At 72.5% G+C, this 12,472-nt stretch carries 6 protein-coding genes; 2 read left to right on the plus strand and 4 right to left on the minus strand.

Annotated features, from left to right (window positions below; all coding sequences use genetic code 11):
- Positions 1-121 precede the first annotated feature (121 nt).
- The 3 genes from I6A81_RS42530 to ccrA form a co-directional block, all read right to left on the minus strand.
- Positions 122-1,087 carry an NAD(P)H-dependent flavin oxidoreductase gene (locus I6A81_RS42530; RefSeq protein ID WP_203004400.1) on the minus strand — a complete coding sequence of 322 codons (966 nt, stop codon included), beginning with the start codon at positions 1,085-1,087 and terminating at the stop codon, positions 122-124.
- Positions 1,088-1,429: 342 nt separating this feature from the next.
- Positions 1,430-2,905 (minus strand): acyl-CoA carboxylase subunit beta, encoded by a 1,476-nt coding sequence (locus tag I6A81_RS42535; RefSeq protein ID WP_203004399.1) that lies wholly within the window; start codon positions 2,903-2,905, stop codon positions 1,430-1,432.
- A 174-nt stretch (positions 2,906-3,079) separates the two neighbouring features.
- The gene (gene ccrA / locus I6A81_RS42540; protein ID WP_203004398.1) at positions 3,080-4,459 is read right to left on the minus strand and encodes a crotonyl-CoA carboxylase/reductase; all 1,380 of its coding nucleotides are present in this window, start codon (positions 4,457-4,459) and stop codon (positions 3,080-3,082) included.
- 254 nt (positions 4,460-4,713) lie between these two features.
- On the opposite strand from ccrA, the gene I6A81_RS42545 reads away from it, so the two are divergent.
- A complete protein-coding gene (locus I6A81_RS42545) occupies positions 4,714-5,358 on the plus strand; it encodes an NADPH-dependent F420 reductase (RefSeq protein WP_203004396.1) in 645 nt (214 codons plus the stop codon).
- Between the two features lie 142 nt (positions 5,359-5,500).
- Here the strand turns inward: I6A81_RS42545 and I6A81_RS42550 are convergent, their stop codons facing one another.
- Positions 5,501-8,239 carry an AAA family ATPase gene (locus I6A81_RS42550; protein WP_203004394.1) on the minus strand — a complete coding sequence of 913 codons (2,739 nt, stop codon included), beginning with the start codon at positions 8,237-8,239 and terminating at the stop codon, positions 5,501-5,503.
- A gap of 970 nt (positions 8,240-9,209) precedes the next feature.
- Between I6A81_RS42550 and I6A81_RS42555 the strand changes: the two genes are divergently transcribed.
- A partial coding sequence (locus tag I6A81_RS42555; protein ID WP_203004392.1) for a type I polyketide synthase occupies positions 9,210-12,472 on the plus strand: 3,263 nt, incomplete at its 3' end.

Consider the following 12,472-nt stretch of genomic DNA (forward strand, 5'->3'; position numbering starts at 1 on the left):
GGAGGACGGCGGCGCGATCGTCAACATCGGCAGCGTGTCCGCCCGGCGCGCCGGCGGTCCCGCTCGTGACCCACCGTTCGTGACCTACCGCTCGTGACCTACCGCTCGTGACCGGCGTGGCTTACCAGCCGTCGGCGCGGGAGCTGGCCTCGGCGAGGATGCGCCGGCAGCCGGTCCAGGTCTCGTGGACGATGTCCGCCACCCGCTCGACGCGTTCGATGCGGCCGGCTACCTGCCCGGTGTTGGCCAGGCTGGCCGTCATGTCACCGCCGAAATAGAGCGCCGGGATGCCGTCCAGGCCGACCTCCGGCCGGCCGGCGGCCAGCACCCGCTCGGCGGTCTCGGTCCGCAGCACCCGCATGGTGGGCAGACCCGGGACGGACAGCATGACCGTGCCGGTCTCGTCCGCCCCGAGCACCGCGTTCTTGAAGTTCTCGTGCAGCGGCGACTCGCGTGACGTCAGCATCCGGGTGCCCATCTGCACCCCTTCCGCTCCCAGCACGACCGCGGCGGCCATGGACGGCCCGTCGCAGATCCCACCGGCCGCGATGATCGGGAGAGACACCCGGGACGCGACGAGCGGGAGCAGCACGAGGGTCGACGCGGCCCGCGCGCTCTTGAACCCGCCTCCCTCGACGCCCTCCACGACGAGGCCGTCCACCCCGGCGTCGGCCGCCTTGAGCGCGTTGCGCAGGCTGCCGACCACATGAACGACCGTCATGCCCGCGTCGTGCAGGAGCCCGGTCATGACGGCCGGGTCGCCGGACGACGTGAACACCGTGCTGATCCCGGCCTCCACCAACAGTTCGATGACGCTGGGATCCCTGCGAACCGCGAGCGCCACGTTGGCGCCCACCGGCCGGTCGGTGAGGTCACGGACCCGCTTCAGGTCCGCCCGGCCCTGCGGCGACGAGGTCTCGATGATGCCCAGCCCACCGGCGTTCGAGACGGCGGCGGCCAGTTGCGCGCAGGCGATGTAGGTCATCGGTGCCTGGACGATCGGGATCCGGACCCCGAGCAGCCGGGCGACCCGGTTGGATAAGGAGCCGGGATCCGCGGTGGCGGCCTCGGGAGCGTCTGTGGACACGGGTGCCTCCGTGGCGGCTCGGGCTGACCGCCGGGCGGCCGGCCAAGCGGAAGACGGCGCGTTCCGCTGGGATGGCGGATGAGCCCGGCGCGGTCGTCGTGGTCAGCGGGTCTCGATGTGCTGCCGGCATCCGACGGCGCGCAAACGCGGTTCCGGGCGATGGGGATATTAGACCGCCGAGACCGCCGGTTCAGTGAGTACCGCCGAGCCATGATCACGACCGCGGCCTCCGAGCCGCCAGCCGGAGCGCCCACCGCCAGCCCGGGGCACGCGGCTCAGGAACATCACGAGGTCGCGGCAGGCAAGGGTGACGGGGCCGTTCTGGACGATGCGGCGCCTCCGTTACAACGGAATGTTCCCGTGGATACCCTGGCGGCCAGGCGCCGCCGCCAGGACACGAACGATCTCACGTCGCGTGTCGACCGAGTCGATGATCTTGTTGATCACTCCAAGCGAGACACCGCGCTGCAGCCCGCCCGCCTCGCGGGTGTGCCTGTCGACAAGCTCGGCACGCAGCGCGTCTCGCTCGTCGGCCGCGGCCGCCGCGAGGGCCCGTCGGTGCAGGATTCCCACAGCGGCCTCGGCGCCCATGACCGCGACCTCCGCCTGGGGCCAGGCCAGGACGCTGGTCGCTCCCAGCGAGCGGGAGTTCATCGCGATGTAAGCGCCCCCATAGGACTTCCGCAGGACCACCGTCACCCGCGGCACGACCGCCTCGGAGAACGCGTAGAGAAGTTTGGCGCCTCGCCGCACGACGCCGCCCCATTCCTGACTCACGCCCGGCAGGTATCCGGGCACATCCACGAGGACAACGAGCGGGATGCCGAACGAGTCGCACATCCGGACGAAGCGGGCGGCCTTCTCGGCGGCCAGCGAGTCGAGGCAACCGCCCTTGCGCAGCGGATTGTTGGCGATGACGCCCACGGTCCGCCCGGTCAGCCGTCCGAGTGCCACGACGACATTGGGTGCCCACCGCGGCTGGAGCTCCTCGTAATCGTCCTCAGCCGCGCCGGTTGTCTCCGTCGCGTTGGGGCGTTGAGCTGGATCGTCGAGGATGGCGCGCACGACCGGACGGATGTCGTATGCCCGACGGGGACGGTCTGGCAGCAGGGAGCCGGGGTCGCGGGCATCACCGTCCGCCTCGGCCGTGTCAAAGGTGCCCGGCCTCGCCAGCAGTGTCGTGATCCGCCGCGCCCGCGCATACGCGTCCGTCTCCGACTGGGCGTTCACATGCACGACGCCGGACCGCCGGCCATGCGCATCCGACCCGCCCAGCCCCGCCATGTCGATCTGCTCCCCCGTTACCTGGCGAACGACGTCGGGCCCGGTTACGAACACCCTGCCCTCGGGTGCCATGACGATCACATCTGTGAGCGCCGGCCCGTAGGCGGCCCCACCGGCCGCCGGACCCAGCACCACGGACACCTGCGGCACTCGGCCCGATGCCGCGATCATGGCGGCAAACATCTGTCCGATACCGTCCAGGGCTTCCACACCGTCGCCGAGGCTCGCCCCGCCGGAGTGCCAGAGCCCGACGACGGGAATATGGTCGACGACCGCGCTGTCGATGGCGTCCGCTATCTGGCGCGCGCCCGGGGAACCGATCGCGCCCCCCAGCGATCTGGCATCCGTGCAGTAGGCGATGACAGCGATGTCATTGATGCGGCCGCGCGCGACGGTGACCCGGCTGCCGGCCGGATTGGAGACGACGTTCAGTGTTCCCGGATCGAGCAGACGGGCCAGTCTTTCGCGTGGGTCGTTCGAGGCTCGGCGTTGTTCGGTGACGGTGACGGAGGCGCGAGCGGTCAGTTCCGTCATCGGTGCAGCGTCCCAACCATGATTTTCCTCAGATCTTCCGTCTGGTGTCAGCCAGCAGCGTCTGTCGGCTGGATCAAGCGATGAGCCGTTCCCCGAGGGTGTCGGCGAGGCACCGCACCGACACCGCCGAGGCTGACCACGCCTATGGCGGGCAATGTTCAGGCAACATCTCGGTCACGGCCGCGCCGCCTCATGGGGCGCGGCCTCGGCGTCGGCGACGCGCCTGCGGAACCGGGTGATGGCCGGCAGGTGCCGAGCGCGCAGCTCGGGGTCGCGCACTCCCAGCCCCTCGTCGGGAGCGAGGCAGAGCACGGCGACCTTGCCCTGGTGCGTGTTGCGGTGCACCTCGTACACCGCCTGGCCGGTCTCCTCCAGCGGGAAGGCGCGGTGGACCGTCGGATGGATACGGCCCTTCTGCACGAGCCGGTTGGCCTCCCATGCCTCGCGGTAGTTGGCGAAGTGCGAGCCGATGATCCGCTTGACGTTCATCCACAGGTACCGGTTGTCGTATTCGTGCAGGTAGCCGCTAGTGGAGGCGCAGGTGACGACGGTCCCGCCACGACGCGCGACGTAAACCGAGGCGCCGAAGGTCTCCCGGCCCGGGTGCTCGAAGACGATGTCCGGGTCCTCGCCCCCAGTCAGTTCCCGGATGCGGGCCCCGAAGCGCCGCCATTCGGCCGGATCCTGCCCCCCGCCGTCCGGCCGCCAGAAGGCGTAGCCCTCGGCCCGGCGGTCGATCACCGCCTCGGCGCCCAGCTCCCGGCAGATGCGCGCCTTGTCCGGGCTGGAGACCACGCATACCGGGAAGGCACCGCCGGCCAGCGCGTACTGCGTGGCGAACGCGCCGATCCCGCCGGAGGCCCCCCAGATCAGGACGGTGTCGCCCTGCTTCATCCCGGCGCCGTTGCGGGAGACCAGCTGTCGGTAGGCGGTGGAGTTGACCAGCCCGAGGCTTGCCGCCTCCTCCCAGGTCAGATGCCGCGGCTTGGGCATCAGCTGGTTGGACTTGACCAGGGCCAGCTCGGCCAGGCCCCCGAAGTTGGTCTCGTAGCCCCAGATGCGCTGCTCGGGGTCGAGCAGCGTGTCGGAGTGCCCGTCGGGGCTTTCCAGCTCGACGGACAGGCAGTGCGCGACCACCTCGTCGCCCGGCTTCCAGGCGTGCACTCCGGGACCGGTGCGCAGCACGACGCCGGCCAGGTCGGAGCCGATCGCGTGGTAAGGCAGGTCGTGCCGCCGGGCCTGCTCGGAGCGGCGGCCGTAGCGCTTCAGGAAGGGGAAGGTGGACACGGGCTCGAAGATCGCCGACCACACCGAGTTGTAGTTCACCGAGCTGGCCATGACGGCGACCAGCGCCTCGCCCGGGCCCGGCGTGGGCGTGGGCACCTCGTCGACGTGCAGCGACTTGCGCGGATCCCGCTCCGCGGCCGGCACCCCCTCGAACATGTCGGCCTCATCCCGCCGGACGGTGACCGCGCGGTAGGCCTCCGGGATCTTCAGCCGGGCGAGGGAATCAGTGGTGGCAGTGTCGAGAAGGGCGTCGAGGATATCTTCCACGGCAGTTCTCCACGATTGTCCCGGACGAGCGGTCTGATGACGAGCTGTCTGATGACGAGTGGTCCGATACCGGATTATTCGACCGGCACGAGGCCGGTGAACCCTTCGACGCGCACGTCAGGGGCCCGCATTCGGCTGGTTAGGGGTCGGCTAGGGGCGCCTTGGCCGGCGTGGGAATATCGCGGTCGATTCCGGTGCTGGCCGGACTCGGCGGGTAACAGTGCCCGCACACGCACGGAGGCGGACCACACACGATGAAGATCGGCATACTGGGCACCGGCAACGTGGCAAAGGTCGTCGGCGCGAAATTGCGCTCCCTCGGGCACGAGGTCACGCTGGGATCACGCGACCCGGAGAACTCCCCCGCCAAGGAGTGGGCCGCGCGGCACGGCGCCGAGATCTCCACGCTCGCGCAGGCCGCCGCGGCCGCCGAACTCGTGGTGAACACCGCGCCGGGGCTCGCCTCCCTCGACGTGCTCACCACGGCCGGCACCGACAACCTGGATGGCAAGGTCGTGGTGGACGTCTCGAACGGCATCGAGTCCAGGAACGGCGTGGTCGCGGTCGCCACCCCGGACGGAGGCAGCGTGGCCGAGCAACTTCAGAAGGCCTTCCCGCGGGCCCGGATCGTGAAGACGCTGAACACCATGGCCGCCCAGGTCATGGTCGACCCCGGCCGCATTCCGGGCCACCACACGGTCTTCCTCAACGGCGACGACGCGGCGGCCAAGGCCGAGGTCGCCGAGCTGCTGAAGTCCTTCGGCTGGACCGAGGCCCAGATCGTAGACCTCGGCGACGTGGTCGGTGCGCGCGCCACCGAGGCCGCGCTGCTGCTGTTCATCCGGCTGTTCAACGCCTTCCAGACCCCCGAGTTCAATCTGTCGGTCGCGAAGGCCTGATCCGGGTCCCCGACGGCGGCGGCACGCCTTCCGGCCCGGAGAGCACGAGGTCTGTCGAAGACCTTGGGCCAACCGGGCCGGAAGGCATTTCGTCCATGCGCTCGGCGCGGGCCCGCCCGCGGAGGCGCTCAGTATCGCCGTGTCACGCGGTGCCCAGCACCTTCGGGTTCAACCGGGTCTGCAGGTCGATCCGGCCGCCCACCTGCAGTTTGCGGTACACCCGCGTGAGATGTTGCTCGACCGTGCTGACCGTGATGTACAGGCGGCTGGCGATCTCCCGGTTGGTGTGCCCGCGCGCGGCCAGTGCCGCCACCCGCAGCTCCGCGTCGCTGAGCACCGCGTACGTGGTGTCCGGCGCCGCCGGAGGCGTCGGGTGGTCAGGGCACGGCGCGGCGAACTCCGGGCCGAGTATCCGCCGGACGCGGGCCTCGGCGCCGCACTGCGTCGCCGCCCGCCAGATCTGCCGGGCGGTGAAATGCGCCCGGTGCGAGTCGCCCAGCTCCACGTGCGCCCGGTGCAGGTCGATCAGCGCGGCCAGCAGCTCCGCCGGCGACCCACTGCTTTCGAGCAGGTCCGCGCACTCGCGCAGCAGCACCACCGCCTGACGGGGTTTCACGATGGCCGCGCGCAGCCGTAGCAGTCCGCCGCGCACCAGGGGGTGCGTGGCACCGGGCTGCTCCCCCAGCTCGTCCAGCGTCCGGGCCGCCCGCTCGGTGCGGCCGAGCTGCAGCAGCGCCTCCGCGACGCCCAGCCTCCAGGGCGCGATGCCGACGATGTCCATGTCCCAGCTGGCCATCAGCTGTCCGCAGGCCAGGAACTCCTGCAGGGCTTGCAGATGGCGGCCTATGGCCAGCTGGTGCTGCGCGCGGGCGTCCAGGTAGTGCAGGCCGTACCGGGTCGTCGGCGCGCCGGCGGGACGCGGGTACGCCAGCCACTCGGTCACCGCGCCGTGCCGGCCCATCGCCGTGAGCACGTAGATCAGGGTCGAAAGCGGCAGGTCGATCTGCGGTCCCCACGCGCGTGGCCCCATGAGCTGAAGCGCGCCGCGGGCCAGTCGCTCAGCCGCCGGCAGGTCGCCGCGCCGGCGCGCGATCTCGGCCAGGACCGCGGATCTCAGGGCCTGCCAGGTCCGGTAGCCATGCGACTTGGCGTCCCGGTAGATCCGCGTGGCCCAGTACTCGGCGCGGTCGAGCTCGTGCACGTAGATCAGGACGTGCAGCGCGTTGCAGTGCGGGCCGCGCCAGTAGTCCGGCGACTTCTCGTCGCGCAGCACGTCCTCGGCGAACCGCGCGGCGGCCGCGTGGTCGCCGGCCCGCAGGTGGTGCCACATCGCCGCGTCGGGCAGCGGCCCTGCCGCGGGATCCCGGTCGGACGGGCGGGCCGTCGCTCCTTCACGCGGGACCGCCGCGGACCCGGGGTGCGTGCTGCGCAGCGACTGGTCGGTGCTGAGCAGCGCCTCGCCGACCTCCGGCGCGTGCGTGCGCGAGCGGATCGCGTCCAGGATCCTCGCGGCCTCCTCCTCCCGCCCGTGCCACATCAGCGCGCGGCCCAGCATGACGGCCTCCAGGTCCGGAAGGCACCCGTGCTCGAAGGCGTCGAGCAGCCCCGCGAAGTGGGACATGGCCCGGGCCGGGTTCATCCGCCACTCGACCCGGACCCGGGCGGCGGTGATCAGTGCGCGCTGCTCGCCGTCGGGGCACTCCCGCAGCGCCAGGTCCAGGCACTGCAGGGCCACGTCGGCCCGGCCGTCGGCCAACGCGTCCTCGGCCGCCTGGCGCAGGACCGGGACATAGCAGGAGCGGCCGATCCGGTCGGCGGCGATCAGGTGCTCCGCGACCCGCAGCGGCGCCTCGCCCTCGGCGTGCAGCAACTCGGCGGCGCCGTATCGCAGCTCGGCCGCGTCGTCGAAATTCGGGTCGCTCAGCACGACCGAACGCGCCCCCGGGTGGCACAGCAGGCCGTCGGGGCCGAGCAGGCCCGCCGCCGACAGTTTGGCGCTGGCCCGCTCGACCAGGTTGCGGGGCCGGGAGATCAGCCGGGAGATCAGCTCGGGGGCGGCGTGTTCGCCGAGCAGCGCGATGGCCCTGGCCACCTCCAGGCCGGCCTGTCCGATGCGGTGCAGGCAGGCGAGCACCGCCGTCGCGGAGGCGTCACCCGGCGCCAGGGGCCGCCGGACGTCGGCCGGATGGTCGTGCAGGTGCTCCGCCAGCAGCGCCCGGACCACCAGAGGGTTGCCGCCGCTCGCCGCGTGGGCGGCCGGGGCCAGCCGGTGCGCGGTGGCGTCGTCGAGCCGCTCGGCGAGCACTCCGGCGACGCCCGCCACCGACAGCAGCGGCAGTTGGATCTGCCAGTAGTTCGGCTCGCGGGACAGCTCCGCCTGGAAGAGCGGCAGGCTCTGCTGGAGGCACTCACCGGTGATCAGCACCAGCATGACCGGCGCGGTGCGGCAGTGCCGGACGAGGTAGAGCAGGCCGCGCAGGGACTCCGGGTCGCTCTGGTGGACATCGTCGACGATCAGCAGCAGCGGTGTCTGGGCGGCCGAGCGCAGCAGATCATGGCAGACGAGCAGCATCAGCTGGGGTGGCAGGAGGTCGGCGGCAGGGGTCGCGGTCACTGCCCGCCGTAGCTCGGCCGCGGATGTGCACGCCTCGAGGAGCTGACCGAAGATGCCCGGGCTGGCGCCCCGCCCGGCCGGCGCGGCGTAGGTCTGCACGACCCGTACGCCCCGGTCCGCGGCCCAGTCGGCGAGCCGGCGGGTGAGCTCGGTCTTGCCCGAACCAACCGAGCCGCTGATGGAGACGACCTGCCCCGCGCCACCTTCCGCCTCATCGAGGCTGCGTTTCAGGAGGAGTAGCTCTTCCGCACGTTCGACGAGTAGCATGTAATGCCTCCCCGTTCGCACTCTCCCGGCCCAGCGGCCGGCTGGATCTCCCCAGTAACCTCTGTTTCTTCGGCGCTGTTTCCCCCGCCCGCGTGGCGCGGATTACGTATTCCGCCGGGAGGGCGGTGCCCGCGATCCGGCCGGAGATCGCGCGCGCCTTACGGTCGCGATCTTCGCGGCTCCCGATCCGTGCGCGAACGGAATCGAATCCAGCGGCGTCCGTCCGCGGTCACCGGCCATTTCCAACGCCCCGGGAGCGGCGGGAACGACACGGCGTATCCAAGCGTGACCGAGTGTGGCTTCCGGACGCCTTCGTCCGGTCGTGACGGCATGTCACAAGTCCCCGACAGCATGTCATACGAGCCACGGCGCGCGCAGCGGAGGACGGCCGTGACGCCCGATACACGGTGTCGGTAAGGCGACTGTGACGTTGCTTTCGGCGCCCAGGCGAGCGGCCGGCCGCCTCGCGCGCGGCGGGACCGTGAGCGCGCCTTCGAAATACCCCTACGAGTCAACCCCTACTCTCCGGCGGCGCATAGGGGTATCCGTCCGGACGGCGTCCGCCATGCCGGCCGCACCCCACCGGGGCGCCGCCGCCGACCGCAAGGCCACCCCTAGCCGGCAAGGACCGGAAACCCTGACAGGCGAGCGAGACTAAGGGTTGGCCGCCGACCGGATCGCACGTAGCGTTTCGCTCGTCCGAATTCATCGGGAAATCACGCCACGGCCCGCCCGCCGTGCTGTCACCGCCTTCGCTTCCGCCGTCCCGGCGCGGCCGGTCTCAAGTGGCCGGTAAACACCCGAACGCGGGTCCTCATCATTATCGAATACCCGATGAGCCAGCCACGGGCGTGACGGCCGACGCGCGGACGCGGCGGCCGGCGCCGGAGCGGAAAACGAAACCTCCCGGAGGACCGGGCGCCGCGCGGCCTTGAGAAAAGCCCGGAAGGAAAGGTGAGGGTACGCCCCCATGACCGACGAACTGCGTTCCGACAGCGCCGCGCGGCGGCCGGTCCCGGCGGAGCCCGTCGCGGTCGTCGGTCTGGCCTGCCGGCTGCCCGGCGCCGCGGACCCGGCCGCGTTCTGGGAGCTGCTGCGCGCCGGCGCCGAGGCGGTCACGGACGTGCCGCCGGGCCGGCCCGGGTTCGGCCCGCGGCCCGCGGGCGCGCGGCCGCCGCGCGCCGGCTTCATCGACGGGGTCGACCGCTTCGATCCTGAGTTCTTCGGCATCTCCCCACGCGAGGCCGTGGACATGGACCCCCAGCAGCGGCTCGCCCTCGAGCTCGCCTGGGAGGCCCTGGAGGACGCCGGCATCGTCCCCGCCACCCGCCGGGGCACCCGGACCGGCGTCTACCTCGGCGCGATCTGGGACGACTACGCCAAACTCGCCCACGCGCGCGGGCCCGGAGCCGTCAACGGCCGCACGATCACCGGTCTGAGCCGTGGCGTCATCGCCAACCGCGTCTCGTACGCACTCGGTCTCCAGGGCCCAAGCGTCGTCGTCGACACCGCCCAGTCCTCCTCACTCGTCGCCATCCAGCTGGCCTGCGAGAGCCTGCGCCGTGGCGAGACCGACCTGGCCCTGGCGGGCGGAGTCAGCCTCAACCTGCTGCCCGAAGGCTTCACCGTGGCCGAGCGCTTCGGCGCGCTCTCACCGACCGGCCGGGCCTACACGTTCGACGCCCGCGCTGACGGCTACGTACGGGGGGAGGGCGGCGGCGTCGTCGTGCTCAAGGCCCTGAGCCAGGCCCTCGCGGACGGCGACACCGTGTACTGCCTCGTCCACGGCGGAGCGGTCAACAACGACGGCGGCGGCGACACGCTCACCGCGCCCAGCCAGAGCGCGCAGCGCGACGTCCTGCGACGGGCGTATGACGACGCGGGAGTGGACCCGGCCCGCGCGCGCTTCGTGGAGCTGCACGGCACCGGAACACCCGTCGGCGATCCCGTCGAGGCTGCCGCGCTCGGCGCGGTCGTCGGCCGGGCCCGGCCCGTCGGGTCGCCCCTCCTGGTCGGCTCGGTCAAGACCAACATCGGACACCTCGAAGGTGCCGCGGGAGTCGCCGGCTTCCTCAAGGCCGCGCTCAGCCTGCGCGAGCGCATTCTGCCGCCCAGTCTCAACTATCAGCGCCCGAACCCGGCGATCCCGCTCGACGCCCTGGGCCTCGAGGTCGCCGTCGCCCGCGTCGACCTGACCGCGGACGACGCCGACGGCCCGGTGTTCGCGGGCGTCAGCTCCTTCGGAATGGCCGGCACCAACTGCCACCTGGTGCTGTCCGACGCCACCGGGCTGCCCGCGCCAGCCGCCGGCACCGACACCGACGCCGGCGACGACACCGGAGCCGGCACCGGTGGCAGCGGCGGCGGCCCGGTGACCGTTCTGCTGTCCGGACACGTGGACGCCGCGCTGCGCGCCCAGGCCCGGCGGCTGCGCGAACACCTCGCGGCCCATGCCGGCCTCACCCTGCCCGACCTCGCGCACACCACCGCCCTGACACGCAGCCACCTCACACACCGGGCCGCGCTGCTCGCCGACGACCGCGACGGTCTCGCCGCGGCCCTCGGTGACCTCGCCGCCGGCCGCCCCTCGCCCCGCGTCGTCCGCGCCGCCGCCGGGCCGGCCGAGCACCGCCTCGCGTTCCTCTTCACCGGCCAGGGCAGCCAGCGGCCCGGCATGGGCGCGGCCCTGCACGCCGCCCACCCCGTGTTCGCCAACGCCTTCGACGCCGCGTGCCGCGAACTGGACGCGCACCTCGACCGGTCAGTCCGCGACCTGGTCCTCGGCCCCACGGACGCGCCGGACGCCGCCCTGCTCGATCAGACGGTGTACACCCAGGCGGCGCTGTTCGCCTATGAGACCGCCCTCTTCGGGCTCCTGCGGCACTGGGGGATCACTCCCGCCGCCCTGCTCGGCCACTCCATCGGCGAGCTGAGCGCCGCATATGCCGCCGGCGTGTTCTCCCTGGCCGACGCCGCCACCCTCGTCGCCGCGCGCGGCCGCCTGATGCAGGCCCTGCCGGAAGGCGGGGCGATGGTGTCCATCCAGGCGTCGGAGGCGGAACTCGTCGCGCAGCTCGCCGACTTCGCCGGTCGCGTGGAGATCGCCGCGCTCAACGGCCCCGCCGCCACCGTGATCGCCGGGGACCGCGACGCCGTCGACACAGTCGCCGACGCCTGGCGGTCGCGCGGGCGCAAGACCCGCCGGCTGCGGGTCAGCCATGCGTTCCACTCGCCGCACATGGACGGCATGCTGGACGAGTTCCGCCGGGTCGCCGAGGGCCTGACCTACCGTCCCCCCGCCCTTCCCGTCGTCTCCAACCTCACCGGCCGCGCGGTCACGCCCTCGGAACCGCTCGACGCCGACCACTGGGTGCGCCACGCCCGCCGAAGCGTTCGGTTCCTGGACGGCATGCGTGCTCTCGAAGCCCTGGGCGTCACCGTCCACCTCGAAGTCGGCCCGGACGCCGTGCTCGCGACCATGGGCCGGGACTGCGTCACCGAAGGCGCGGTCTTCCTCCCCGCCACCCGGGCCGGCCGCTCTGAACGGGACACCCTCGCCGCGGCCGTGGCCGGCCTGCATGTACGCGGTGTGGCCGTCGCCTGGGACCGGATCCTGGAGGGCACGGGCGGGCGCCGCGTTCCACTGCCCACATACGCCTTCCAGCGGGAGAGCTACTGGCTGGCCGCGGCGACGGGCACGCAGCCGGTTCCGGCCCCGCGCGCCGCCGGGCGGCTCGCGGAGACGATGGAACCCGCCGAACCGGCGTCGACCGCGCGCGCCGTCGAGCCGGTCGCCGACAAGCCGACCGCTGACGAGCCGGCCGCCGACGGCACGGCGCGAGACCGCCTCGCCGCGCTGCCCGAGGCCGACCGCGAGCGTTCGCTGGCCGCGCTCGTCCTCGCCCAGGTGGCCACCGTTCTCGGCCACGGCTCACCCGAGCGCGTCGACCGGGCGCGCACCTTCAAGGACCTCGGCTTCGACTCGCTGGCCGCCGTCGAACTGCGCGAGCTGCTGGGCCAAGCCCTCGACGTCTCCCTGCCCCCCACCCTGGTGTTCGACCACCCCACCCCCGAAGCACTGATCCGCCATCTGGGCGGCAACCGGCGGCCCGCCCCGGCCGCGCGCCGCCCGGTCCAGGGCGACGCGGAGGACCCCATCGCCATCGTGGGTATGGCGTGTCGTTTTCCGGGTGGGGTTGGTTCTCCTGAGGATCTGTGGGATCTGGTGGTTGA

Origin of the sequence: Frankia nepalensis, assembly GCF_016786325.1 — a bacterium.
Classification (GTDB): domain Bacteria; phylum Actinomycetota; class Actinomycetes; order Frankiales; family Frankiaceae; genus Pseudofrankia; species Pseudofrankia nepalensis.

Excerpts from the sequence above, each read along its gene's own strand:
- I6A81_RS42550 (WP_203004394.1), bottom strand. The coding sequence starts at position 8,239 with ATGCTACTCGTCGAACGTGCGGAAGAGCTACTCCTCCTGAAACGCAGC.
- I6A81_RS42545 (WP_203004396.1), top strand. The coding sequence starts at position 4,714 with ATGAAGATCGGCATACTGGGCACCGGCAACGTGGCAAAGGTCGTCGGC.
- I6A81_RS42535 (WP_203004399.1), bottom strand. The coding sequence starts at position 2,905 with ATGACGGAACTGACCGCTCGCGCCTCCGTCACCGTCACCGAACAACGC.